The sequence below is a fragment of the Pantoea sp. sgz302252 genome (genome assembly GCF_047713085.1).
Lineage (GTDB): Bacteria > Pseudomonadota > Gammaproteobacteria > Enterobacterales > Enterobacteriaceae > Scandinavium.
The window spans coordinates 41,874-66,957 of record NZ_JBLFJW010000021.1; the positions used below are offsets into that span (position 1 = coordinate 41,874).

The 25,084-nt window shown below is 53.4% G+C and carries 20 protein-coding genes and 1 pseudogene; 10 read left to right on the plus strand and 11 right to left on the minus strand.

Translation table 11 applies throughout. The features are described from left to right. Nucleotides 1-5 precede the first annotated feature (5 nt). Both glyQ and ACLW56_RS16175 read right to left on the minus strand, forming a co-directional pair. Nucleotides 6-917 carry a glycine--tRNA ligase subunit alpha gene (gene glyQ, locus ACLW56_RS16170; RefSeq protein WP_004126458.1) on the minus strand — a complete coding sequence of 304 codons (912 nt, stop codon included), beginning with the start codon at nt 915-917 and terminating at the stop codon, nt 6-8. A gap of 138 nt (nt 918-1,055) precedes the next feature. After that, nucleotides 1,056-1,358, minus strand: a complete 303-nt coding sequence (locus ACLW56_RS16175; RefSeq protein ID WP_330984771.1) for a YsaB family lipoprotein — start codon at nt 1,356-1,358, stop codon at nt 1,056-1,058. 186 nt (nt 1,359-1,544) lie between these two features. Here ACLW56_RS16175 and ACLW56_RS16180 point away from each other — a divergent pair, with 186 nt between their 5' ends. After that, nucleotides 1,545-2,540 (plus strand): acyltransferase, encoded by a 996-nt coding sequence (locus tag ACLW56_RS16180; RefSeq protein WP_330984772.1) that lies wholly within the window; start codon nt 1,545-1,547, stop codon nt 2,538-2,540. Here ACLW56_RS16180 and ACLW56_RS16185 read toward each other — a convergent pair. The 4 genes and pseudogenes from ACLW56_RS16185 to xylA form a co-directional block, all read right to left on the minus strand. Further along, nucleotides 2,529-2,828 (minus strand): annotated as a pseudogene (locus ACLW56_RS16185) (helix-turn-helix domain-containing protein); the annotation flags it as partial. The gene ACLW56_RS16180 and the pseudogene ACLW56_RS16185 sit on opposite strands and share 12 nt — an antisense overlap. A 36-nt stretch (nt 2,829-2,864) precedes the next feature. Beyond that, nucleotides 2,865-3,404: an isochorismatase family protein gene (locus ACLW56_RS16190; protein ID WP_330984773.1), complete on the minus strand. Its 540-nt coding sequence runs from the start codon at nt 3,402-3,404 to the stop codon at nt 2,865-2,867. Between the two features lie 89 nt (nt 3,405-3,493). Continuing rightward, complete coding sequence (xylB, locus tag ACLW56_RS16195) at nt 3,494-4,948, minus strand: xylulokinase (protein ID WP_330984774.1); 1,455 nt, start codon at nt 4,946-4,948, stop codon at nt 3,494-3,496. A gap of 101 nt (nt 4,949-5,049) precedes the next feature. Continuing rightward, nucleotides 5,050-6,372, minus strand: a complete 1,323-nt coding sequence (gene xylA / locus ACLW56_RS16200) for a xylose isomerase (protein WP_330984775.1) — start codon at nt 6,370-6,372, stop codon at nt 5,050-5,052. A gap of 374 nt (nt 6,373-6,746) precedes the next feature. On the opposite strand from xylA, the gene xylF reads away from it, so the two are divergent. The 4 genes from xylF to xylR all read left to right on the plus strand — a co-directional run bounded on the left by xylF (nt 6,747) and on the right by xylR (nt 11,749). Next, the gene (gene xylF / locus ACLW56_RS16205; RefSeq protein WP_330984806.1) at nt 6,747-7,739 is read left to right on the plus strand and encodes a D-xylose ABC transporter substrate-binding protein; all 993 of its coding nucleotides are present in this window, start codon (nt 6,747-6,749) and stop codon (nt 7,737-7,739) included. Nucleotides 7,740-7,800: 61 nt separating this feature from the next. Continuing rightward, nucleotides 7,801-9,342 (plus strand): xylose ABC transporter ATP-binding protein, encoded by a 1,542-nt coding sequence (locus tag ACLW56_RS16210; RefSeq protein WP_330984776.1) that lies wholly within the window; start codon nt 7,801-7,803, stop codon nt 9,340-9,342. Beyond that, nucleotides 9,320-10,501 (plus strand): xylose ABC transporter permease XylH, encoded by a 1,182-nt coding sequence (gene xylH, locus ACLW56_RS16215; protein ID WP_330984777.1) that lies wholly within the window; start codon nt 9,320-9,322, stop codon nt 10,499-10,501. The genes ACLW56_RS16210 and xylH overlap by 23 nt, the downstream gene beginning before the upstream one ends. Before the next feature lie 69 nt (nt 10,502-10,570). Continuing rightward, nucleotides 10,571-11,749: a D-xylose utilization transcriptional activator XylR gene (xylR, locus tag ACLW56_RS16220; protein WP_330984778.1), complete on the plus strand. Its 1,179-nt coding sequence runs from the start codon at nt 10,571-10,573 to the stop codon at nt 11,747-11,749. 124 nt (nt 11,750-11,873) lie between these two features. On the opposite strand, the gene ACLW56_RS16225 is transcribed toward xylR, so the two are convergent. Continuing rightward, a complete protein-coding gene (locus tag ACLW56_RS16225) occupies nt 11,874-12,701 on the minus strand; it encodes a protein bax (protein WP_330984779.1) in 828 nt (275 codons plus the stop codon). Between the two features lie 315 nt (nt 12,702-13,016). Here ACLW56_RS16225 and ACLW56_RS16230 point away from each other — a divergent pair, with 315 nt between their 5' ends. From ACLW56_RS16230 to ACLW56_RS16245, 4 genes are all read left to right on the plus strand, one after another. After that, a complete protein-coding gene (locus ACLW56_RS16230; protein WP_330984780.1) occupies nt 13,017-15,047 on the plus strand; it encodes an alpha-amylase in 2,031 nt (676 codons plus the stop codon). Nucleotides 15,048-15,204: 157 nt separating this feature from the next. Then, complete coding sequence (gene avtA / locus ACLW56_RS16235; protein ID WP_330984781.1) at nt 15,205-16,461, plus strand: valine--pyruvate transaminase; 1,257 nt, start codon at nt 15,205-15,207, stop codon at nt 16,459-16,461. 354 nt (nt 16,462-16,815) lie between these two features. After that, the gene (locus tag ACLW56_RS16240; protein WP_330984782.1) at nt 16,816-18,060 is read left to right on the plus strand and encodes a collagen-like triple helix repeat-containing protein; all 1,245 of its coding nucleotides are present in this window, start codon (nt 16,816-16,818) and stop codon (nt 18,058-18,060) included. Nucleotides 18,061-18,148: 88 nt separating this feature from the next. Continuing rightward, nucleotides 18,149-19,864, plus strand: a complete 1,716-nt coding sequence (locus ACLW56_RS16245; RefSeq protein ID WP_330984783.1) for a ShlB/FhaC/HecB family hemolysin secretion/activation protein — start codon at nt 18,149-18,151, stop codon at nt 19,862-19,864. 51 nt (nt 19,865-19,915) lie between these two features. Here the strand turns inward: ACLW56_RS16245 and ACLW56_RS16250 are convergent, their stop codons facing one another. The 4 genes from ACLW56_RS16250 to ACLW56_RS16265 form a co-directional block, all read right to left on the minus strand. After that, nucleotides 19,916-21,559: a fibronectin type III domain-containing protein gene (locus ACLW56_RS16250; protein WP_330984784.1), complete on the minus strand. Its 1,644-nt coding sequence runs from the start codon at nt 21,557-21,559 to the stop codon at nt 19,916-19,918. A 142-nt stretch (nt 21,560-21,701) separates the two neighbouring features. Further along, the gene (locus tag ACLW56_RS16255) at nt 21,702-22,430 is read right to left on the minus strand and encodes a winged helix-turn-helix domain-containing protein (RefSeq protein ID WP_330984785.1); all 729 of its coding nucleotides are present in this window, start codon (nt 22,428-22,430) and stop codon (nt 21,702-21,704) included. Nucleotides 22,431-22,610: 180 nt separating this feature from the next. Further along, the gene (locus tag ACLW56_RS16260) at nt 22,611-23,429 is read right to left on the minus strand and encodes a helix-turn-helix domain-containing protein (protein WP_330984786.1); all 819 of its coding nucleotides are present in this window, start codon (nt 23,427-23,429) and stop codon (nt 22,611-22,613) included. Between the two features lie 6 nt (nt 23,430-23,435). Beyond that, nucleotides 23,436-23,654, minus strand: coding sequence for a hypothetical protein (locus ACLW56_RS16265; protein WP_330984787.1), 219 nt, complete (start codon nt 23,652-23,654; stop codon nt 23,436-23,438). 24 nt (nt 23,655-23,678) lie between these two features. Between ACLW56_RS16265 and ACLW56_RS16270 the strand changes: the two genes are divergently transcribed. Then, nucleotides 23,679-25,079 (plus strand): MFS transporter, encoded by a 1,401-nt coding sequence (locus tag ACLW56_RS16270; RefSeq protein ID WP_330984788.1) that lies wholly within the window; start codon nt 23,679-23,681, stop codon nt 25,077-25,079. Nucleotides 25,080-25,084 lie beyond the last annotated feature (5 nt).

Genomic DNA, 25,084 nt, shown 5'->3' on the forward strand with positions numbered 1-25,084 from the left:
GCCTCTTATTTATTCTTGTTGCACATCGGGAAGCCCAGGGCTTCACGGGAAGCATAGTAAGCTTCTGCCACGGCTTTGGTCAGGGTGCGAATGCGCAGAATGTAGCGCTGACGCTCGGTGACGGAGATGGCTTTACGCGCATCCAGCAGGTTGAAGCTGTGGGCGGCCTTCAGAATACGTTCGTAAGCAGGCAGTGGCAGCGGGTTTTCCAGCGCCAGCAACTGCTGAGCTTCTTTCTCGTACTGCTCGAAGCAGGAGAACAGGAAGTCGACGTCTGCGTATTCGAAGTTGTAGGTGGATTGCTCCACTTCGTTCTGATGGAACACGTCGCCGTAGGTGGTTTTACCCAGCGGGCCGTCGCTCCAGACCAGGTCGTAAACGCTGTCTACGCCCTGAATGTACATCGCCAGACGTTCCAGACCGTAGGTGATTTCGCCGGTCACCGGCTTACACTCCAGGCCGCCAACCTGCTGGAAGTAAGTGAACTGCGTCACTTCCATGCCGTTCAGCCACACTTCCCAACCCAGACCCCAGGCACCCAGTGTTGGGTTTTCCCAGTTATCTTCCACGAAGCGAATGTCGTGAATGGTCGGGTCCATGCCCAGCTCTTTCAGGGAACCGAGATACAGCTCCTGAATGTTGTCCGGAGACGGCTTAATCACCACCTGGAACTGGTAGTAATGCTGTAAACGGTTCGGGTTTTCACCGTATCGACCATCGGTCGGGCGGCGGGATGGCTGCACATAAGCAGTGGCCATCGGCTCTGGGCCGAGCGCGCGCAGACAGGTCATCGGATGGGAGGTGCCAGCGCCGACTTCCATGTCCAGAGGTTGAACAATGGTGCAGCCCTGACGAGCCCAGTAATCCTGTAAGGTCAGGATCAGGCCCTGGAAAGTCCTGGTATCAAACTTTTGCATATATTTTCGTGCTGGATACGTGTGGATTTAAGGAAGCGTCAAGTATACCCGCTGGCTGTGAGATATACAGTATGAATGGGCGTTGTTTCAGGAAAAATTGAGGGAAGGCAGTGCTTTTCGCCCCCTTCCCGCAGGCCATCAGCGCATCGAAAGGTGTAAAAATTGGCCTTCTGAATCAAATGAGCAGATGAAACTCTCATTCCGGGGCGTATACCCTTTTAGCTCGTAGCTGCCCTGAAATTGCTCAAAGCCGGTGACATCAATCTTCTGCGCGCCCGTGTTATAGCGTTTTGCGGCCTGGCCTTTGCACAGCTGCTCCATTTCCAGCGAGCGAGACGGGTCCATCTTTGCTCGTTGCGCCTTTTGTTCGGGAGCCTGAGGGGAATTACACCCTGCGAGGGCGACGACCACCAGCAACAGGGAGAAATACTTCATCATCATTTTTCGTTACGGCCTTAATCGTTGGCTGTTATTGTCATAATTTATTTTTGGACGATTATTCTGACACGGATTTGCCCAATCCGTTCGACCCACAGTAAGACACCTGAGTCAAATCAGATTTTTCTAACAAGACAGGCGCGGTGTTTGCGGGTCAGACTTACTGTTCACCCTAATACTGAGGAACTGATGTCGGGAAAGATTAACTGGATAACCAATCTGCGAGGGATTGCCTGCCTGATGGTGCTGATGATCCACACCACTACCTGGTATGTGACCCACTCACACAGCACCAGCCTGTTTAACTGGGATATCGCCAACCTGCTGAATTCAGCCTCTCGCGTCAGCGTTCCGTTGTTTTTCATGATTTCAGGCTATTTGTTCTTCGGCGAGCGCAGCGCCCAACCGCGCCATTTCCTGAGAATCGGGTTGTGTCTGCTGTTTTACAGTGCCATTGCGCTGCTCTATATCCTGCTTTTCACCCACATCAACATTGAGCTTTCACTGAAGAATCTGCTGCAAAAACCTGTTTTCTATCATCTGTGGTTTTTCTTCGCGATTTTCGTAATTTACCTGCTTTCCCCACTGATTCAGGTTAAAGCCGTCAACGGCTGGATGCTGCTGGCGCTGATGGTGGTTCTCGGGATAGTCGCCAACCCCAACACGGTGCCGGTCAAAACAAGCGGATTTGAGTGGCTTCCGGTGAATCTGTACATCGATGGCGATACGTTTTATTACGTTCTTTATGGCCTGCTGGGCCGGGCGCTGGGGATGATGAATACCGATAAAAAACCGCTGACACTGCTGTGCGCGGGGCTGTTCCTCGCTTCGGTGTGGGTGATTTCCCGGGGAACGCTGCATGAACTGAAATGGCGCGGTAACTTTGCCGACACCTGGTATCTTTACGCGGGGCCGATGGTCTTTATCTGCGCGGTCACGTTGCTGATTGTGGTGAAAAATACGCTAAATGGCCGCGAACTTCCGGGTTTAAGCACTATCTCTCAGCACTCCTTAGGTATTTACGGATTCCACGCCCTGCTGATTCATGCGCTGCGTTCCAGCGGCCTGGAACTCAAAAGCTGGCCTTTGTTAGATATCCTCTGGATTTTCAGCGCCACGCTTGCCGGCAGCCTGTTGCTGTCATTGCTGGTGCAGAAAATCGACACTCGCCGGTTAGTCAGCTAAAGCGCGATGACGTGCCCGGTGTAATTGCCGGGCAGAGCTGAACCCCGCCGCCTGCGCGGCTTGTTCCACGCCACTGCCTTGCAACAGCCGTTGTTCTGCTAACGCCAGCCTGAGCTGTTCAAGGTAATCCCTGACGCTGATACCCAAATGCTGTCTGAACAAGCGAGTGAGGTGCCGAGGGGTGACATGGGCTCGCTCGGCGATGCCTGCCAGCGACCATGAATACTGCGGAACCGCCGTTAATGCGTCCTGCGCACGATGAATGGCAGGATGCAAATGATTGCGATAGCACACCCGGCAACATCACGAACCAGACATCGGTGGTCATAGCGATTCAAGCGTCTCCGCAACAGTTTTGAGGGTAGCGAAACGCCCGTCCAGCACAGTTTCCGTCCTATGGCGCAGCGTTTCAACATCCAGCGTAACGCCTTTGTGGGTCATCGGAAAGGTCAGCGTCGCTTCCGTGACAAACGTGACCTGATAGCCAAGATCGGAGGCCACACGCGTCGTGGTTTCACAGCACTGTTCGGTGCGTAATCCGCAAATGATCAGGTGATTGATATCGCGGCTTCTCAGCCAGAAGTCGAGCCCGGTATCGGTGAAAGCGTTGTGAACATGCTTAAAGAACGTCACGTCAGGTTGATGGCGCAAAAAGGACATCGGTTTCACGAAGCCGCTTTCCAGGGAAAATGGCCCCTGACTGTCGACATGAAAGATGTCGACCACAGGAATATCACGCTGCTGGCAGCCATCAATCAGTTGCAACATGACTGACTGAAATGCTGGTAAATCAGCGGCCTGCCAAAATGGACGCTGTTCAAAAGACTGCTGCGTATCGATGTTAATCAGAGCGGTGCGGGACATGATGCAACTCCTGTTGAGGTCAGTGTAGAACAAGTCTGGCAACAAACAGGAGTCACGCGAAGGTCAAAAAAGGACAGCTAACCGTCGCTTCAGGACATTAACGGTTTTAGCTGTTGATAAAGCTTACGGAACATTTCCCGACGGGGTGCATACGCGGCTACTTTCGCGGTATCGGGCTGATGTGTTTGCTCCAGCGTCAACTGAGGCAATAAACCTGAATACGGTTTTCCTGGATTCATCGCCAGTTGAGCAAGGCGTGCCGCCCCTAAAGCCGGGCCAACGTCGCCACCGGTGCGGTAATCCAGCGCAATGCCGCTGATATCGGCCAGCATTTGTCGCCAGTACGCGCTGCGTGCGCCGCCGCCAATCAGGGTCACACTTTTCGGCGTGATCCCACAGGCGTGAACCACATCCATTCCATCAGCCAGCGCAAACCCCACGCCTTCGAGTACGGCTTGCGCCAGTTCTGCTGGGCCATGCTGATGAGTCAGCCCGAAAAAGACGCCTTTGGCATTCGGGTTATTGTGCGGAGTGCGCTCGCCGGAAAGATAGGGCAGGAACCACACCGGATCGGCATTTTTATCGGCTTTCTGCGCAGCAGCTAGTAATGCAGGCACGTCATTCAGGCCTGTTAATTTTGCGGCCCAATCAAGACAGGAGGCGGCACTCAGCATCACCGACATCAGGTGCCAGCGCCCAGGCAACGCGTGACAGAAACTGTGCACCGCGCTTTCAGGTTTGCTAAGGAAACCTTCGCTCACGGCAAAATAGACCCCGGACGTGCCGAGCGAGAGCATGGCCTGCCCGGCATCTGCCAGCCCAACGCCAACCGCCCCCGCCGCGTTATCCCCCCCGCCAGCCACAACAGGCACGGCGGGAATGTTCCACGCCTGAGCAACAGCCGGCAGCAGCGTGCCTGTTATCTCGCTTCCTTCAAACAGCGCGGGCATGTTGTCACGACTCAACCCGCACGCCTGCAGCATGTCGTCGCTCCAGTCTCGTTTTGCCACGTCCAGCCACATCGTGCCCGCCGCATCGGACATATCGCTGGCAAACTCGCCGGTCATTCGTAGACGCAGATAATCTTTCGGCAGCAGTACTTTATCAACCTGGTTAAAAACGTCCGGTTCATGCCGCTGAACCCACAGCAATTTTGGTGCGGTAAAGCCCGGCATCATCAGGTTGCCGGTGATTTCCCTTGAACGTGGAACCGCCGCTTCCAACAGCGAGCACTCTTCAGCACAGCGACCGTCATTCCATAAAATGGCTGGCCGCAGCACGCGCTGTTGTTTGTCCAGCAAGGTGGCACCGTGCATCTGCCCGGCAATGCCCAGAGCTTTCACTTCCGCTAACGAATGTTGCGTGCTTAACGCTTTGATCGCGCGATCCGTCGCCAGCCACCATTGTTCGGGATCCTGTTCAGACCACAACGGATGAGGACGAGAGACAGTCAGTTTTTCGGTCTGTGAAGCCAGTACGTCGCCCTGCTCGCTAAGCAAAATTGCTTTTACGCCGGAGGTGCCGAGATCTATCCCGATATACATGAGTGGGTTCCTTAAGCGTCAATGCCCGGTGGCGCTGCGCTTGCACCGGCCTACAAAACCCTGTAGGCCCGGTCAGCGTAGCGCCACCGGGCAATCAGAGGTTATTTATCAAACAGGTAATGATTCACCAGGTTTTCCAGCAGTTCCTGGTGTCCGCTGTGATGCTGTGGAGACAGGTTATGCTGTTCAGCGTACTTCGCGATGTCGGTCAGCGACATCTGCCCTTTCAGGATTTGCTGGCCCAGTTCACCATTCCAGCCCGCGTAGCGACGCGCCACACGCTTATCCAGCTCGCCGTCTTCAATCATGCGTGCAGCGACTTTCAGCGACAGCGCCATGGTATCCATCGCGCCGATATGGCCGTAGAACAGATCATATTTGTCGGTACTTTGACGGCGTACTTTGGCATCAAAGTTCAGGCCACCGGTGGTGAAGCCACCCGCTTTGATAATTTCATACATCACCAGCGCATTTTCTTCCACGCTGTTCGGGAACTGGTCGGTATCCCAGCCCAGCTGCGCGTCGCCGCGGTTAGCATCGACCGATCCAAACAGACCCAGCGCAATGGCAGTGGCGATTTCATGATGGAAAGAGTGCCCTGCCAGCGTCGCGTGGTTCGCTTCAATATTGAGTTTAATCTCTTTTTCCAGGCCGAACTGCTTGAGGAAGCCATACACGGTAGACGCATCGTAATCGTACTGGTGCTTGGTCGGCTCCTGCGGTTTGGGTTCGATCAGCAACGTGCCACGGAAACCGATTTTGTGTTTGTGCTCAACCACCATCTGCATGAAGCGGCCGATTTGCTCGCGCTCCTGACGCAGGTCGGTATTCAGCAGAGTTTCATAGCCTTCACGACCGCCCCACAGCACGTAGTTTTCACCACCCAGCTTATGGGTCGCGTTCATCGCGGTGACGACCTGAGTAGCCGCCCAACTGAACACTTCTGGATCAGGGTTGGTCGCCGCACCTGCGCCGTAACGCGGGTTGGTGAAGCAGTTCGCCGTGCCCCACAGCAACTTCACGCCGCTCTGCTGCTGTTTTTCGGCCAGCACATCGGTCATCTGCGCAAAGTTGTTCAGGTACTCTTTCAGCGAAGCGCCTTCCGGAGAAACGTCAACATCGTGGAAGCAGTAATACGGCACATTCAGCTTGTGGAAGAACTCAAAGGCCACGTCGGCTTTGCGTTTTGCCAGCGCGATAGCTTCACCAGGCTGCTGCCATGGGCGATCAAAAGAGCCGACGCCAAACATGTCGGCCCCGTTCCAGCAGAAGGTATGCCAGTAGCATGCCGCGAAGCGCAGATGGTCTTCCATACGTTTGCCGAGCACCAGCTCGTCCGGGTTGTAGTGGCGGAAAGCCAGCGGATTTTGCGATTTCGGGCCTTCATAACGAACACGATCGAGTTGGTCGAAATAAGCTTGCATAATTGAACTCCATTAGACGCGGCGAATACCAGGTTGTGCCGTAATACTGTTACTGGAATCGCGGTTGCTCAATTACGTTATTTCACACTGAGGTTGAGAGAATGCGCAAACGTGCGCTGGCTCGCAAAATATTTCAACTCAAATGAACGTTGCGGCCTGGCTCCATGAAAATGATGAAACAAATTGCTGAAACGATGTAAAAGCCGATCGCGGTCATAAATCAGGAAATAAACCAAATATCATAATCAGAAGATAAAAATCTGTAATTGCCAGAATCTCTCCCCGTGCTAAAAATTTGCTCCGTACCCGTCGTATTTGTTTCTTTTATCGCCAATCTCACCACACTGACATTCTTACAAAAAGGCCCTACGATGATGAAGATAAAGAACCTTTGCCTGACCCTCTGCGCTTCCCTGCTGCTGACAAGCTTTGCAGGCATCGCAAAAGAAGTGAAGATCGGTATGGCTATCGATGACCTGCGCCTGGAGCGCTGGCAAAAAGATCGCGACATATTTGTCAATAAAGCCGAATCCTTAGGTGCCAAAGTATTTGTGCAATCGGCTAACGGTAATGAAGAAACCCAAATGTCGCAGATTGAAAATATGATCAACCGCGGCGTGGATGTCCTTGTTATTATTCCTTATAATGGCCAGGTATTAAGTAACGTTATTAAAGAAGCCAAACAAGAAGGCATTAAAGTATTGGCTTATGACCGTATGATTAATAACGCAGATATCGATTTTTATATTTCTTTCGACAATGAAAAAGTGGGCGAAATGCAGGCCCAGAGCCTGGTCGATAAAGTCCCTACCGGCAATTACTTCCTGATGGGCGGTTCACCGGTGGACAACAATGCCAAACTGTTCCGCGCCGGGCAGATGAAGGTCTTAAAACCTTATATCGACAGCGGCAAAATTAAAGTGGTTGGCGATCAGTGGGCGGATGGCTGGCTGCCAGAAAATGCCCTGAAAATCATGGAAAACGCCCTGACTGCGAACAATAACAATATTGATGCCGTGGTCGCTTCCAATGATGCCACTGCGGGCGGTGCGATTCAGGCACTGAGCGCACAAGGCCTGGCAGGTAAAGTGGCCATTTCCGGGCAAGACGCCGATTTGGCGGGGGTAAAACGCATTATTTCCGGCACGCAAACCATGACGGTGTATAAGCCAATTACGCAACTTGCCACCACGGCCGCAGAAATTGCGGTAGAGCTGGGTAACGGCCAGCAGCCAAAATCAGATGCGACGCTGAATAACGGCCTCAAAGAGGTTCCCGCCCGTTTGCTGACGCCGATTGAAGTCAACAAAACCAATATCGACCAGACGGTTATCAAGGACGGCTTCCACAAGAAAAGCGAGCTGTGATCGCGCAGCCCCTCTGACGGGGGGCTGATTCCTTTTACGCGGAACGCTACGTGGAGTCGTTATGCCTTATTTACTTGAAATGAAGAGCATTACCAAAGCTTTCGGGTCGGTAAAAGCCGTCGATAACGTTAGCCTGCGCCTGAACGCCGGGGAAGTCGTTTCCCTGTGCGGCGAAAACGGCTCGGGCAAATCAACGCTGATGAAAGTGCTGTGCGGCATTTATCCTCATGGCAGCTTTGACGGCGATATCGTCTTTGCCGGGGAACCGCTGCAGGCCGCGCATATTCGCGATACCGAACGCCGGGGTATAGCCATTATTCACCAGGAACTGGCACTGGTTAAGCACCTGACCGTACTGGAAAATATCTTTCTCGGTGCCGAAATAAGCCGCTATGGCGTGCTCGATTACGACCAAATGACCGTGCGCTGCGAGAAGCTGCTGGCGCAGGTTAGCCTTGCCATTTCTCCGGATACGCGAGTGGGGGATTTAGGTCTGGGGCAGCAGCAACTGGTTGAGATCGCAAAGGCGCTAAACAAACAGGTGCGCCTGCTGATCCTCGATGAACCCACTGCCTCGCTCACCGAGCAGGAAACGGCAGTGCTGCTGAATATCATCCGCGACCTGCAAAACCACGATATTGCCTGCATCTACATCTCGCACAAACTCAATGAAGTGAAGGCCATTTCGGACACCATCTGCGTGATTCGCGATGGGCAGCACATCGGTACCCGGGATGCCAGCGGCATGAGTGAAGACGACATCATCACCATGATGGTCGGTCGTGAGCTGACGGCGCTTTATCCCAACGAACCGCATACGCCTGGCGAAGAAATCCTGCGCGTGGAGCACCTTACCGCCTGGCATCCGGTGAATCGCCATATCAAACGGGTTAATGACATCTCATTTTCACTTAAGCGCGGGGAAATTCTGGGGATTGCTGGCCTGGTGGGTGCCGGGCGAACTGAAGCGGTGCAGTGCCTGTTTGGTGTGTGGCGCGGGCGCTGGGAGGGACAAATTTTTATCGACGGTAAGCCCGTAACCATCAATTCCTGTCAGCAAGCCATCGCCCACGGCATTGCGATGGTGCCGGAAGACCGTAAGAAAGACGGCATTGTGCCGGTGATGGCGGTGGGTAAAAACATCACGCTCGCCGCACTCAGTCAGTTTACCGGGCCGCTCAGCGCATTAGACGATGCCGGGGAACAACACTGCATTCTGCAATCCCTCCAGCGATTAAAAGTGAAAACTTCATCGCCAGAGCTGGCGATTGGCCGACTCAGCGGCGGTAACCAGCAGAAAGCCATTCTGGCACGTTGCCTGTTGCTCAACCCTCGCATCCTGATCCTCGACGAACCGACGCGCGGCATCGATATCGGGGCGAAATATGAAATCTACAAACTGATTAACCAACTGGTGCAGCAAGGCATCGCGGTGATCGTCATCTCTTCTGAATTGCCGGAAGTGCTTGGCCTGAGCGACCGCGTGCTGGTGATGCACGAAGGCAAACTGAAAGCGGACCTGGTCAACCATCAACTGACCCAGGAGAAAGTGATGGAAGCGGCCCTCAGGAGTGAACGACATGTCGAAAAACAGCCCGTCTGAACTGAAGCTTAACGCGCAGGCGCCCGCCGCCTTTGCGGGGCTGAAAAACCTCAATCTGCAGGTCTTTGTGATGATAGCGGCCATTATCGCCATTATGCTGTTTTTCACCTGGACCACCGACGGCTCTTACCTTAGCGCCCGTAACGTCTCGAACCTGCTACGCCAGACCGCCATCACCGGCATTCTGGCAGTCGGCATGGTGTTCGTGATTGTCTCGGCTGAAATCGACTTGTCCGTGGGCTCAATGATGGGTCTGCTGGGCGGCGTGGCGGCCATTTTTGACGTCTGGCTGGGCTGGCCGCTGCCCTTAACCATCGTGGTGACGTTGGTACTGGGCCTGGTGCTTGGCGCATGGAACGGTTGGTGGGTGGCTTATCGCAAAGTTCCATCATTTATCGTTACGCTCGCCGGTATGCTGGCGTTTCGCGGCATTCTGATTGGTATCACCAATGGCACGACAGTGTCGCCCACCAGCCCGGCCATGTCGCAAATCGGGCAGAGCTATTTACCGGATGGCATTGGCTTCGTGATTGGCGTCGTCGGCCTGATGGCCTTCGTGGCCTGGCAATGGCGTGGGCGCATGCGCCGTCAGGCGCTGGGCTTGCAAACACCTGCATCGTCAGGCGTGGTCGCTCGCCAGTCGCTGACGGCGGTGATTGCGCTGGGTGCTATCTGGATGCTGAACGATTATCGCGGAGTCCCCACACCGGTGCTGATCCTTGCGTTACTGCTTCTGGCAGGCATGTTTATGGCGACCCGCACGGCATTTGGGCGGCGCATTTATGCCATCGGCGGCAACATTGAAGCGGCACGCCTGTCGGGCATAAACGTGGAGCGTACTAAGCTTGCCGTGTTCGCCATCAATGGCCTGATGGTGGCGATTGCCGGGCTTATTCTGAGCTCGCGTCTGGGGGCGGGCTCTCCGTCTGCCGGGAACATTGCCGAGCTGGATGCCATCGCCGCCTGTGTGATTGGCGGTACCAGCCTCGCTGGCGGCGTGGGAAGCGTGGCTGGCGCGGTGATGGGGGCGTTTATTATGTCTGCGCTGGATAACGGAATGAGCATGATGGACGTGCCGACTTTCTGGCAATATATCGTGAAGGGCACCATTTTACTGCTGGCAGTATGGATGGATTCCGCCACCAAACGACGAGCCTGATCGCGGTGAAGGCCGATATGATGGCGAGACCTGCGGGTTTCGCCCTCTTTGCTCCCAGGAAAGCTGAACATGTTTGAAAAGCGCCACCGGATAACATTGCTGTTCAATGCCAATAAAGCCTATGACCGACAGGTCGTTGAAGGCGTGGGTGAATACCTTCAGGCTTCGCAGTCCGAATGGGACATCTTTATTGAAGAAGATTTTCGCGCCCGTATCGAAAATATCAAAGAGTGGCTCGGTGACGGCGTCATTGCTGATTATGACGATCCCGAAATTGAAGCGCTGCTGGCAGACGTTGAGGTTCCCATCATTGGCGTCGGCGGTTCTTACCATCGCCCGGAGCACTATCCGGCCGTGCACTATATCGCAACGGATAACTATGCTCTGGTCGAAACCGCCTTTCTGCATTTGAAAGAAAAAGGTGTTCACCGTTTTGCCTTTTATGGTCTGCCCTCTTCCAGCGGTAAACGCTGGGCGGTGGAGCGCGAACACGCTTTTTGCCAGATAGTGGCCAAAGAGAAGTACCGCGGCGTGGTGTATCAGGGGCAAGAAACCGCGCCTGAAAACTGGCAGCATGCGCAAAACCGCCTCGCGGATTGGCTGCAAACGCTACCGCCGCAAACCGGCATTATCGCCGTCACGGATGCGCGTGCTCGCCATGTCCTGCAGGCCTGCGAGCATTTGCATATTCCGGTCCCCGAAAAGCTGTGCGTGATTGGCATCGATAACGAAGAGCTGACACGCTACCTGTCTCGTGTGGCGCTTTCTTCTGTTGCTCAGGGTACCCGTCAAATGGGTTATCAGGCAGCGAAGTTGCTGCACCGTTTGCTGGATGAAGAAAATCTGCCATTGCAGCGCCTGCTGGTGCCACCCGTTCGCGTGGTGGAGAGGCGTTCCACAGACTACCGTTCGCTTGACGATCCGGCGGTGATTCAGGCGATGCACTACATCCGCAATAACGCCTGCAAGGGAATTAAGGTGGAACAAGTGCTGGATGCAGTAGGCATCTCGCGCTCGAATCTGGAGAAACGCTTCAAAGAAGAAGTGGGGGAAACCATTCATGCGGTGATCCACAGCGAAAAGCTGGAGAAAGCCCGCAGCCTGCTGGTGTCCACTTCCCTGTCAATCAATGAGATTTCGCAGATGTGCGGCTACCCGTCGTTGCAGTATTTCTATTCGGTGTTCAAGAAAGAGTACGACACCACGCCGAAGGAATACCGTGAACGCTTCGGTGAGGCGCTGGTTTAGCCCTATTGCAGAAACAAAAACGCCTTCCGGAGGGAAGGCGTTTCAGCATATTAGCCGCTAGTCATTGCTCGGGCTTACAGTTTTTGTAGGCCGGGTAAGCATCGCGCCACCCGGCAATGCTGCATTACATATGCGCAGCAATCAGACGCTGGTTATCCTGGTACATACTGAACAGGTAGTTGTTGTAGCTTGAACCACGCGTTGAGTAGCCTTTCAGCTTGTGGATCATCGCGCTGGCCGTCACTTCCTGGTCCGTTTTACGCAACTGCGCGCGGGACTTACGGAAAGAGGCATAAGCCGGGTGCGTATTCAGATTCACCACGTACGCTTCAACAGACTCTTTCACTGAATCAAAGTGAGAGTAGCCCTTCACTTTACCCGTTCCTGACGGACACTTACCGCGCCCACACTTCATACCGAACAGGTTGTTGTTGCTACGCGCGAGTTTTGACGTGCCCCAGCCGCTTTCTGCTGCGGCCATGGTCGCAACCATGCTACCCGGAATGATATCCACGCGTTCCAGCAGCGAGTTCCACGGAATTTTGCGGGTATTCCCGGACCAGCTAATTTTATAACGCTGGGAAATCCCTTTCAGGCGCGTACGCTCGGACGGTGACCAATGACCGTCATACTGTTTGGACACAAGCCAGTTACGATCGGCAGTAATCGCCGCATTTTGACTGGTAATATAAGGCATTACGGTCCGGAGAAACGCTTTTTTCCTTGGTGTCCCGGAAGGGTATTTTCGCAAATCAGGAAGTGAACGACTCTTTGCACTATTGCGAGAATACTCTTGTTTACTGCTAACCTTACTATTACTGCTTGTCTTTATTATCGGGGCTTTATGACTCGTTGTTGCTGTGTGCGTCTTTGCCAGCACGCCACCTGAAAATGCACAGGTGAGTAACATGAGTATCGCAGCCCCATATTGTCGAATGGGAGTCGATATCATTAGGTCTCCTGGTCGGATAAATGCATTCCAACACCTTGTATTTTTCGTAAATTCGAGAAATGAATTACAAATCATATCAAAAATACCCCACCGGCGCACCCAAAGAAATAGTCAAAATCTGAAACGATGTCATGCATGATTTGCTTTATTTCGCCTCATATTCCTGAAATTGCACGGCTTATCGCAGAAAATTAACGGCATTTTTGAGCCCGATCACTCACCCTTTCACATCCTCCCCTGGATTCCCCTGCAAGGAGGAGTTAGCGCTGGCATAACGCTGGCAAAATGAGAAAAAACTGACAACAGGTGATCGGAATGAAACTTGCCGCTCTGCTTCCTCTTCTGCTGCCCGGCATGGCGCTGGCGGCATGGACTTCTGCGGATTTCCCCGCCTTTACGCCGGAAGGCACCGGGAAGTTTGTCAGTCAGCAAAAGCTCGCGAAGGGTACTCGTCCTTTAACTTTACATTTTGACCAGCAGTGCTGGCAGCCTTCCGGCACTGTCAAACTGAACGAGATGCTTTCGCTGGAACCTTGCCATGGCACTCCGCCACAATGGCGGCTTTTTCGCGACGGTTTATACACGTTAACGCTCGATGCCCGCTCGGGCACGCCAACGCTGATGTTGGGTGTGGAAAGTGCCACCGCAGATACGGCAAAAGTTGAAGTTCGCCAATGCCCTCGTTGGGATGGAAAACCGCTCACGGTGGATGTCAGCAAAACGTTTGCAGAAGGCAGCAAAGTTCGTGATTTTTACAGCGGACAAACCGTCGTGGTCAGCAATGGCAAAATCACACTTCAACCCGATCCCAGCAGCAACGGGCTGCTGTTGCTGGAAAATGCGCAAACAGCCGAACCAGCCGCTTTTGACTGGCACAACGCAACCGTCTACTTCGTTCTCACAGACCGTTATGTGAACGGTAATCCCGCCAACGACAACAGCTATGGCCGCCATAAAGACGGCATGCAGGAGACAGGCACATTCCACGGCGGCGATCTGCAAGGGCTCACGACTAAACTGGATTATCTGCAGCAGTTAGGCATCAACGCGCTGTGGATTAGCTCCCCTCTTGAGCAAATCCACGGTTGGGTGGGCGGCGGTACCAAGGGCGATTTCCCGCATTACGCCTATCACGGCTACTACCCGCAGGACTGGACAAAGCTCGACGCCAATATGGGAGCGGAAGACGATTTACGCCAGTTGGTCGACGAAGCCCATAAGCGCGGCATTCGCGTGCTGTTTGACGTCGTGATGAACCATACGGGCTACGCCACGCTGGCTGATATGCAGCAATACCAGTTTGGCGCGCTTTATCTGCAAGGCGATGAGTTGAAGAAAACGCTGGGCGAACACTGGACCGACTGGAAGCCCGGCGCTGGGCAAAGCTGGCACAGCTTTAATGATTACATTAACTTCAGCGACAAAGCTGCCTGGGACAAATGGTGGGGCAAGCAGTGGATTCGCACCGATATCGGCGATTATGACAACCCCGGCTTTGACGATTTGAGGATGTCACTCGCCTTTTTACCTGACCTGAAAACCGAATCGAAAGCTGTGTCAGGCTTGCCTGTTTTCTATCAGCACAAACCTGATACCGCCGCCAAAGCGATCGCGGGCTACACGCCGCGGGATTATCTCACTCATTGGTTGAGCCAATGGGTTAGGGATTACGGCATTGATGGCTTCCGGGTTGATACCGCTAAACACGTCGAACTTCCGGCGTGGGATCAGCTCAAAACGCAAGCCACAGCAGCGCTGGCAGAATGGAAAAAAGCGAATCCAGACAAAGCCCTGGATAACTCACCTTTCTGGATGACGGGTGAAGCCTGGGGCCACGGCGTGATGCAAAGTGAATACTATCGCCACGGTTTCGATGCGATGATCAACTTTGATTACCAGGACCAGGCGGCAAAAGCGGTCGATTGTTTCGCCACTGTCGACATGACCTGGCAGCACATGGCCGAGAGCCTTCAGAGCTTCAACGTGCTGAGTTATCTTTCTTCCCACGACACTCGCCTGTTCCGTGATGGAGGAAGTGAAGCGGCTGAACTGCTGATGCTTGCCCCAGGTGCTGTGCAAATTTTCTATGGTGACGAATCTGATCGTCCGTTTGGGCCCACCGGTTCCGATCCGTTACAGGGCACGCGTTCAGACATGAACTGGCAGGATGTTAGCGGCAAAAACGCGGCAACGGTTGCTCACTGGCAGAAACTCGGTCAGTTCCGCGCCCGCCATCCGGCGATTGGGATGGGCAAGCAAACCACGCTCTCTTTATCACAAGGCTATGGATTCGTCCGTGAACGCGGTGAAGATAAAGTCATGGTCGTCTGGGCCGGAAAACCCTGACCAAAACAAAATCCCTCTTCAGCCTGCAGAGGGATCGTCCATCTCACTTTAAAACTTCAGCACAAATGCCTGAACCAGGCGCGCTCCGGCAGTTTGCACCTCACTGGCGCAGGGGGTATGGTTAGCCCCTGAACCCAGATCAACTACACACCTGCATATGACTTTTTCAGCTTTTGGCGACAAATTCACCCGTCATTCCGGTATCACCCGCCTGATGGAAGACCTTAACGATGGCCTGCGCACGCCCGGTGCCATCATGCTTGGCGGCGGTAACCCGGCGCAGATCCCGCAGATGAACACCTATTTTCATCAGCTGCTGGCGGACATGCTGGAAAGCGGTAAAGCCACGGAAGCCCTGTGTAACTATGATGGCCCGCAGGGGAAATCAGAGCTGCTGGCCCTGCTGGCGGAGATGCTGCGTGAAGAACTGGGTTGGGATATCGACCCACAGAATATTGCACTAACAAACGGCAGCCAGAGCGCGTTTTTCTACTTGTTCAATCTCTTCGCCGGCCGCCGCGCCGACGGTTCGACTCGTAAAGTGCTGTTCCCGCTGACGCCGGAATACATCGGTTATGCCGATTCTGGCCTCGAAGACGATTTGTTTGTCTCTGCGCGCCCGAACATCGAGCTGCTGCCAGAAGGCCAGTTCAAGTATCACGTGGACTTTGAACATCTGCGTGTCACTGAAGAGACCGGGATGATTTGTGTCTCGCGCCCGACCAACCCTACGGGCAATGTGATCACCGATGAAGAGCTGATGAAGCTCGACGTGCTGGCCAACCAACACGGCATTCCGCTGGTTATCGATAACGCTTACGGTGTGCCGTTCCCGGGCATTATCTTTAGCGAAGCGCGCCCGCTGTGGAACCCCAATATCGTGTTGTGCATGAGCCTGTCCAAACTCGGCCTGCCGGGCAGCCGCTGCGGGATAATCATCGCCAACGAGAAAATCATCAGCGCCATCAGCAACATGAACGGAATTATCAGCCTGTCGCCAGGCGGTATTGGCCCAGCCATGATGTGCGAAATGATCAAGCGCAAAGACCTGCTGCGTCTTTCAGAAACGGTTATTAAGCCTTTCTATTACCAGCGCGTTCAGGAAACTATCGCCATTATCCGCCGTTACTTGCCGGAAGAGCGTTGCCTGATTCATAAGCCCGAAGGCGCCATTTTCCTTTGGCTGTGGTTTAAAGACTTGCCAGTCACCACTGAAGTGCTCTATCAGCGTCTGAAAAAGCGCGGTGTGTTGATGGTACCGGGTGATTTCTTCTTCCCAGGGCTCGATAAACCGTGGCCGCATACGCATCAGTGCATGCGCATGAATTATGTCCCTGAGCCCGATAAAATCGAAGCGGGGGTCAAAATTCTTGCCGAGGAAATAGAATTAGCCTGGCAAGAGAGCGGTTGTTAAATAAAAGGGCTCTGAATAACAGGGCCCATTTTTTTCCGTGATCGGCAGCGTAAAACAAAGATATATTCCTCATTTAAAACCCTCGTTCATTTATTAGGATTACTCTTAAATTTCTCCGATATTTAATTACCGCTCCATGACAAAGCACACTATTTAGCTGCACTTAACTAAAACAATAATCGCAACCTGTTGTTTTAAAATAACACCATAACGAAGCGGTTATCTTCCTATTATATGAAACTTCAACAAACCCGAAATTTTTTCTCTGCTCATTCCTTAGGCCAGTGCAGCTCTTCTATTTCCACATACACTCATTAATACGCCGCCCGGCGTTTTATTTAGTGGAGTATGGTTATGGCCTCGAATAACGTTAGCCACTTAAGCGTTATCGCAGTGGCGGTGCTACTCGCATTTTCTCTTTCCGCCTGCAGCGGTAGCGGAGGCGGAAGTCATTCAACTGCAAAAACAAACCCAACGACTGGCAGCAGCGGATCAGGCTCCGATGACGGCAGCGGTGGCGGCACGACAGCCAATAATGGTGGCGGTAATGGTTCCGGCAGTGGAGGAACAGGCACTGGCGGCGGTGGTACCGGAACCGGTGGCGGAGGAACGGGTACCGGCAGTGGTGGTACCGGAACCGGTGGCGGAGGAACGGGTACCGGCAGTGGCGGCACAGGAACCGGTGGCGGAGGAACAGGCTCCGGTGGAGGCACCTCTACGGCAGCGCTGAACAATGTCCTGAGCGATACGGGTAAAACCGTGACCGCCGTCGGCACCACAGTCGACAGCCTCGGCAGCCAGTTGCCAACCAATAACCCGGTGACCTCAACAGTCTCCACCACAGTCACCGGCGTGGGTGATGCCGTGTCTACCGTCGGGACGGGTGTCACAACCGGGATAGGCAACCCAACCAATCCTAACGGCATCGGCACCACGGTGAAAGGTGTGACCACCACCGTAACCTCGCTTGGGAATACGGTTTCCACGGTCGGCACCGATCTTGCCAGCACCACGTCCGGCACCCCGCTTGGCGGTGTGACAGGCGTTGCAGGCAATGTTGTTAACAGCACCGGACAGCTTGTCAGCAATACCGGTACCGGCCTCACCAGCACAGTGAACAGCGCTGGCGTGACCAAACTGACTACCGGCACGACTACCGTCGTAGATAAAACCCTCGGAGGCGTGCAGGGTGTGACTCAGGAAGTCGGCACCACAACTGGCCTTGGCGCACCGGTTAATAATCTGCTGACTCAGGTTGGCACGACCGTCAGCGATGTGGGTACCAAAGTCGGCAGCAGTAACACAGGGTTGAACGGTGTTGGTCAGGTGGTTCAGAACGTTGGGCAAACGGTGACGGACACCGGTGGCCTCGTTAAACCAGCCTCATCGTCCACCAGCAGCGGCGGCAATGTGTCTGCCAACGCCTCGGTGAATACCAACAACAACGGACTTGTCGCCAACGTGAACACTACCGTCAATACCCTTACGGCAGGTGTGACCGCCAGCGCAGGCACAACAACGCAGAGTAGCGCCAACACCAATCCGCTGAACGGGCTGAATACGCTTGTCGGCGGCATTCTGAAACCGAAACAAAACTAAGATGGTCTTTTCTGTGCCCCCGGGCCAGGGGGCACATTTCACAGCAGTGACCACCCGCGAAGACGGGACTAAGAACAGGGATTGCACTATGAAACAGCACGCTTATTTTGCGCTGCCTGCTCTGCTCTTGCTGAGCCTGGCTCGCGCCGATACTCTGCCCGCCATTATCGACCCCAGCAACCCGGCCAAAGCCGCGCCGGATATCGCGCCGCCTGCACCTGCAACCCCTGCGCCGAAAGTGACTGTCCAAAAACCGGAGTCCAGACTGACGCCGGATACGCCTATCCAGGTCAATCATATTCAGTTCATTGGCGGCACCGTTTACCCGCTAAAGTCATTGCTGCAACCTTTTCGCCCCTACGCGAACAAAACCATTCCGCTAAAGACGCTGGCGGGGCTGGTGAACGATATCACCCAGCGCTACAAAGCTGACGGTTATCCACTTTCCTACGCCTGGCTGCCGGATAACAACTTTCAGGGCGGCAACATCAAAATCGTGCTGGTTGAAGGTTACGTCGCGCACAGCGATATCAACAGCAACAATCCGGATGTCGCCGCTCGCCTGAAAAGGTTGTCTGAAAAAATCATGGCGGAAAAGCCGCTCACGCAGGACACTTTCGACCGCTACAGCCAGCTGATGACCCAAACACCCGGCGTGCCCATTGAAGCAAATGCCCAGTTGCCGAAGAACATTTATGGTGCTGCCGCGATGCAAGTCACTGGCATGCAGCCGCACATCTGGGATATCTCTTCCACGCTCGACACACGTAAAGGCCAGAATCTGGCGCTGGTCAACGGCACGTTAAGCAACCTGACAAGCTATGGCGATCAGCTTGGCGTGGCGACGCTGATCCCGCTCGATAAAGACACGCGCAAGACTTACCTCGGCCTGAACTGGCAGCAGTTTTTGAACGACGAAGGGCTGACCATGCAGCTTAAAGGCAGCTATTACCGCGAAAATCCGCAGGATTTCACGCCGTTGCTCTCGCTGCCAAACAACATCACCGTGGATGCGCGACAAAAATCGACGCAGTACAACGGCGGCGTCAGCTTTGGCTATCCGCTGATCCTGACCCGCAAAAAACAGCTCAATCTCACTGGCGGCTTCGATTACACCGATCGCCGTGATGATTACGATTTGCAGGCAAAACTCGGCGGGCAAACTTACGGCCTCGACACTCAGCACCAGCACGTGCGTTACCCGGCCTTCGAATTAGGCATTAACGGCGCGCGCAATTTCGACACCGCCAGCGTCAGCAGCCGCCTCACGCTGCGCCAGGGCATTGATGGGCTGGGCGCTGATGCCGCGCCTTCACAAGGAACAGACCTTAATTTTACGCTGTGGAAAGGGTATCTGGATGCGGCGTGGATGATGGCCGAAAACTGGAAGCTTTCGACGTCATGGGAAGGAGACTGGTCGAACAATGATTTGCCGGAGCCGGAACGCGTCAGCTTCGGCGCACAGCATTTTGGTCGAGGCTATCAGGACAGCGAAGCCAGCGGCGATTACGGTTACGGCGGCCAGCTTGAACTGCGCTATCTGCACATGCGCAAAGACAGCACCTGGCTTGCGACCATTCAACCCTATGTGCTCACCGACACAGCGCAAACCTGGTACAACCAACCAGGCTTTCGCCATCAGCGCCTCGGTTCAGTCGCAGCCGGGGTGATGGTGGGCGATAACCGCCATTACAGCGTCAGCGTCGAAGCCGCAAAACCCGTCGGCGATGTGCCAACAGACAATAACAATCGAGACTGGCGTTACAGCCTGACGCTGACGTGGAATTTTAACAATCTGCGGTAATCACAAGAAATACAGGCATAGGGCAAATCACTCTATGCCTGATCCCGCTAATTAATTATGCTGATACTCAACAATAATTTTACTGTAGATATAAGAGTCGTCTCCTTCATAAGTACAGGCATAAACGTTGTTATGCGTACTGGTATGACACATAGCCAACCCCTGGTTGTAGTCTCGTGTCGCGTCCCATCCAGACAAGCATCCAAGGTTATTTTCGCGTGCAAATGCGAGAAGCTGTTGCTGGTTTTCCGGTGTGAAGTCGGTGGCGTTGTCATTGATGCCGAACATCGGTGTTGCCCCCATTCGCCGCCAGATTTGCGCCGCAGTCCATTTAGGGAAATAAGCCGCAATCTGTGCCTGCATGGCATTCAGCGCATAAACACACCCTGTATAAACATCCGGCGGCGGGTTGGTGGCGCCAAAATCCATCGTCATCCCGTTGATCATTGAAGGCGAAAAACCTGCCTCAGCAATCATTGACAAGAAATCACGACCATAACTGCTGAAACCCTGGGATGCGGGATCTGTTTGGCCATCTACCGGCAAAGTCCATGAGATTTTGAGCTGAGGATAGAGCGCCTGAACCTGTGAAATGACCGAGAGATGACGCTGAAGAATGTCTTTACGCTGCAATGCAGCCCCTTCAATGTCAAAATCAATCATGGTCAGAGCATAGTTTTCAATGACGCCCGAGTAGAGCGAGACAAGCGCAGGAATATCAGTGATGGTCTCTTCAATCAGCTGACCTGATGCGCCACCAAACGACACCACAATATCGCCACCCGCGGCACGCAGCGCGGCAATGTCGCTTTTGCCATATTCGCTTATTGTCGCATCGCCTGAATAGACGGCTTCCGAATTCGGATCGTTAGAATCAGACAGCGCAGACTGCCCCCCCCAGCAAGGACGGGGTTCACCGTCAACGGTGCCTGTAACAATGAAGCCTAAAATGTAATTTTTCAAGCCGGACTCACTTCCGTACTTACTGCACTGAGGGGTAGGCCAGGCGGTATAGTCAATATAAGGTGCCGCAGAAATCGTGCAGGGGCCCGGATCGGGAAGCGCGCTGGTCGTGGTGACCTGCAAAGGTTCCGACCATGCTGACATATTGTTATTGAGATCATAAGCGCACACGTAAATGCTCCAGGCGGTTTCCGGCACCAGCGCCGAAAGAATCACACTGGTGCCACTCACCTGAATAATCGCCGGTGGGATGCCGTTCGCACTGTATTGAACCTGGTACCCAGCCACCATGACGTTATCTGTCGCAGGTTCCCAGCTAAGGCTAATTGTCTGTGCGCCAACTGAGGTTGCGTTCAGGCCAGTCGGTACGCTCGGCGGCTGATCGTCAGCAGGCGGATCCGCATCTTCACCATTAACAGTAAAGTCAAAAGGCAAATTCCCAATGGAAACCCCAGAATTATTGCTGACACCTATTTCAAAAGAAACAGACCCTCCAGCAGGAACGACATTGTGTTCGGTTAAAAAGCCCGTCACTGTAGTTCCACTCTGAGTGAAAGAAAAATTCGTATAAGAGGACAAGCTTTGCGAACTGTCCACCGAGAACGCGATAGCGGGGTTGAGTATATCTTCATCAGTACAATTATAGAGAGTGACCATACAAACGCTGTACCAGACGCTACCACCATTTTCCCACGCGGGGTAAGCAATTACATTAATATCTGTGCTTTTCATGTTAACACCTCATTGCAGAATAGAGATAATAAGAGTCACTGCGCATTGTTATGCTGCAGTAACACCATTCTGCCTGGCATATTCATCATCGAGAGAATAATAAATTGTCAAACACCATCAAAAGTTATCATCTAATAAATATTCACTCCCCTTCATCAACCCTTTCACAAATACACCCCTGAATATCAACAGTTCCCATCTGCTTATTATTTACACATCGACATGAAGAAAGGGAACTCCCTGGGCTCTGAATAATATAGACATCGCCCTCATCACCATTCTGGCGATAATGATAATGTTCAGTTTTTCTAATAAGATAAGAGAGCACAAAAAAGACAAACCCGATAAGAAGAAACAGGATTATCACCAGTACTTTCCGCCCATGCAATACCAGAGTCGCGGAAATCCCCGTTTGAGTTTTAGAGGATATTCGCTCAGTTTCATTATGTTTATTAATGAGTTCTACTTTCAAACTGTCTGGCTCATCAACCCTCGGCGCTGGAGCTGGAGCTGGAGCTGTCAATGAGGGAGTATCACCTGGAGGCTTATGTACAGGTAATATTTCATAAGCTGGGTTGATTTGGTAGCCGAGGCGAGGATGCGTAATAATGAGATCGTGAATACCAAAATCTTTCAGATCGCGGCGTAACGCATAAATGGTTTGAAGTAAACTACTGTCGCTCACACATAAGCCGAAATCCCCCCACACTTCTTCAAAAAGCTGTTTCCTCGTTGCAAGCCCCTCCCTTGAATGTACGACCAGACATTTGAAACACCGGCCTTTTACACCCGGCAAACAGATATCATCACCCTTTGTTAGATTACAAAAGCGCATGCAATTGCTATCAAACAATAGGTCATTACCAATCATAAATGACGTACACATAAGATATGTCCATCCAGCGTGTGTGAAAAATACATGCACATACAGAATCAATTCGACATAGTGTTTTACACGACTCCATAGGGCTGGCAACACAAAAATCATTAGAAATTATGAAACAACGGGCATTAATAATCATTTAATATATATTTAAATTATATATTCATATCACGAATTAATATGCTCCTTACAGTAACGCCGCTTCCACACCGCAGGCGTTAGCCCGGTATGTTTACGGAAGATTTGCCGGAAGTAGCCGGTATCACTAAACCCACACTGTTCAGCGACCTCTTTCAGTGAGCGGGAGTCGCTGATGAGCAGCTTCTCTGCTGCCATCACTCGCTGGCGGTGCAGCGCTTCCGTCAGCGTAAGATGAAAGACGCGGCGGTACACGCGGCCCAGATAGTCAGCGTTACAGTGAAGTTCACGGGCCAGTTGTGAGGTGGAAAGCGGCAGATGATATTGCGTGCGAATAATCTGCTGCGCCTTGTACGCCAGCGCAACGCCGGGGCTGTCGTCGGCGTGCTCCTGCAAGCCTGAAGCACTGATCTGCTGTAAAATCAGCAATAAGATGCACTCCAGCGCGATGCTGCGGTGAATATTCTCCTGCTCGCTGAGAAACTGACGAAACAACGAAATGACGTACTGCGCGTCACTCACCCGCGTTTGTTGGGGAAGGGTCAACAACGTCTGCCGTAATGCAGGATCGGGTCGCGATCCCAGCCACTCAAAATGGAGCCAGTAAAATTTCAGGTCTGCGGGAAATTCCCCCTCGCCGACATGACGTCGCCCGGGTTTAAGCAACAAGCTCTCCCCTGCCGCGACGGTTAACAGCTCGCCCTCTTCACGGATTTGCAACTGACCCCGTTCGACAAAAATCAACTCCCAGGAGGCCAGCGTACGTGCAGGATGACTCCCCACTCCGCGGGAAATAAACAATCCGCCATTTTGAACCTGAATCGGAAACGCTATGGATAATTCGAGCATGGATATTCACTTTTCCACTTTATGGTTGGTCATAAATGCGCTTTCATCTTGATTATTCATCAAAAAATGCATTATCACCGGATCACGATCACAGTTTAGCCACCAGGTCGGAATCGTTATCTTTTTATACTTTCCTCTTCCCTTGTTGCCCCAGCAATTCCAGGCAGAATGAATCAGGGTGTTTGCAAACCCAACAAGAAGCCCGCCGCGATGCGGGTCACGCACTCTGACCTACGTAAGGAGTTTTCGATGACTTCTGCCCCGATTACACAAACCGATATCGCCCGTCAGGCCGCCAGTGAAACGCTGTCGCTGCGGGAAAAAATTGGTTACGGGTTAGGCGATGCCGGTGGCACGGTAATCACCTGCCTTATCATGAATTTTTTGACCTTTTTCTATACCGATGTCTTTGGCCTGACGCCCGCGCTGGTCGGCACGATGTTTATCGTTCTGCGCGTGTTTGATGCGATTTCCGACCCGATAATGGGCGTGATTGCCGACCGAACCCAAAGCCGCTGGGGGCGTTTTCGCCCGTGGCAATTGTGGGTCGCCGTACCGATTGGCGTAATCGGCTTCCTGACCTTCACCGTGCCCGATGTCAGCATGAACCTGAAAATCGTCTGGGCATTTGGTACCTATCTGCTGCTTTCCGTTAGCTATACCGCCATCAACGTGCCCTATTGTGCGCTGATCAACACCATGACCACTCGCCATTCGGAAGTGCTCGGCTGCCAGTCCTGGCGCTTTGTGCTGTGCGGCGTGGCGGGCTTTTTGGTTTCCGTCGGGCTGCCGTGGCTGGTTTCAACACTTGGCAAAGGCGATGCCGCACACGGCTATCAAATGGGTGTCGGCATTCTGTGTGGCGTGGCGGTGGTGATGTTCCTGTGCTGCTTCTTCTGGGTGCGTGAGCGTGTGCCGCTGGACGCGATGGGCAAATTTACCCTGCGCGAACACCTCGCCGGGCTGCGCAACAATGACCAACTGTTGCTGATGCTGTTGATGTCCTTCCTGCTGATTAACGTGTTCAACATTCGTGGCGGCGGGTACATGTATTTCATCACCTACGTGTTGAAAGGCAGCACCGCGTATACCTCGCTGTTTTTCACCATGGTGACCTTCGCCTCGATTCTTGGCTCCGTGCTGGTCAGCCCGCTGTCGAAACGCATTGATACCGTTAAACTCTACTACTACACCAATATCGTGCTGGCCGCGCTGGCTGTGATGATGTGGTTCCTGCCAACGGGCCCGGCGTGGCAGACGCTCTGGCTGGCGGTTATCCTCGGCAACGGCGTGATTCTCGGCTTCACTCTGCCGCTGCATTTCGGCCTGATGGCTTTTGCCGATGACTACGGCGAGTGGAAAACCGGCGTGCGCTCTTCAGGCATGAACTTCGCCTTCAATCTGTTCTGCATCAAGCTCGCCTGGGCCTCCAGCGCCGGGATAATCAGCCTGGTGTTTATTTTCGTCGCCTACCAACCAGGAGCTGGCAATCAAACCGCCGCTTCGCTGCAAGGCATGACGGCGATGGAGACACTTCTGCCCGCCCTCTTCCACCTGCTGCTGGCCTTCACCATCCGCGCCTGCAAGCTCAATAATCCAATGATGTCGCGCATCAGTACCGATCTTCGCGCGCGCCATGTTCAGTCTTAAGGAGA

Coding starts and splice junctions, on each gene's coding strand:
- glyQ (WP_004126458.1), bottom strand. CDS start 917: ATGCAAAAGTTTGATACCAGGACTTTCCAGGGCCTGATCCTGACCTTA.
- ACLW56_RS16175 (WP_330984771.1), bottom strand. CDS start 1,358: ATGATGATGAAGTATTTCTCCCTGTTGCTGGTGGTCGTCGCCCTCGCA.
- ACLW56_RS16180 (WP_330984772.1), top strand. CDS start 1,545: ATGTCGGGAAAGATTAACTGGATAACCAATCTGCGAGGGATTGCCTGC.
- ACLW56_RS16190 (WP_330984773.1), bottom strand. CDS start 3,404: ATGTCCCGCACCGCTCTGATTAACATCGATACGCAGCAGTCTTTTGAA.
- xylB (WP_330984774.1), bottom strand. CDS start 4,948: ATGTATATCGGGATAGATCTCGGCACCTCCGGCGTAAAAGCAATTTTG.
- xylA (WP_330984775.1), bottom strand. CDS start 6,372: ATGCAAGCTTATTTCGACCAACTCGATCGTGTTCGTTATGAAGGCCCG.
- xylF (WP_330984806.1), top strand. CDS start 6,747: ATGAAGATAAAGAACCTTTGCCTGACCCTCTGCGCTTCCCTGCTGCTG.
- ACLW56_RS16210 (WP_330984776.1), top strand. CDS start 7,801: ATGCCTTATTTACTTGAAATGAAGAGCATTACCAAAGCTTTCGGGTCG.
- xylH (WP_330984777.1), top strand. CDS start 9,320: ATGTCGAAAAACAGCCCGTCTGAACTGAAGCTTAACGCGCAGGCGCCC.
- xylR (WP_330984778.1), top strand. CDS start 10,571: ATGTTTGAAAAGCGCCACCGGATAACATTGCTGTTCAATGCCAATAAA.
- ACLW56_RS16225 (WP_330984779.1), bottom strand. CDS start 12,701: ATGATATCGACTCCCATTCGACAATATGGGGCTGCGATACTCATGTTA.
- ACLW56_RS16230 (WP_330984780.1), top strand. CDS start 13,017: ATGAAACTTGCCGCTCTGCTTCCTCTTCTGCTGCCCGGCATGGCGCTG.
- avtA (WP_330984781.1), top strand. CDS start 15,205: ATGACTTTTTCAGCTTTTGGCGACAAATTCACCCGTCATTCCGGTATC.
- ACLW56_RS16240 (WP_330984782.1), top strand. CDS start 16,816: ATGGCCTCGAATAACGTTAGCCACTTAAGCGTTATCGCAGTGGCGGTG.
- ACLW56_RS16245 (WP_330984783.1), top strand. CDS start 18,149: ATGAAACAGCACGCTTATTTTGCGCTGCCTGCTCTGCTCTTGCTGAGC.
- ACLW56_RS16250 (WP_330984784.1), bottom strand. CDS start 21,559: ATGAAAAGCACAGATATTAATGTAATTGCTTACCCCGCGTGGGAAAAT.
- ACLW56_RS16255 (WP_330984785.1), bottom strand. CDS start 22,430: ATGATTGGTAATGACCTATTGTTTGATAGCAATTGCATGCGCTTTTGT.
- ACLW56_RS16260 (WP_330984786.1), bottom strand. CDS start 23,429: ATGCTCGAATTATCCATAGCGTTTCCGATTCAGGTTCAAAATGGCGGA.
- ACLW56_RS16270 (WP_330984788.1), top strand. CDS start 23,679: ATGACTTCTGCCCCGATTACACAAACCGATATCGCCCGTCAGGCCGCC.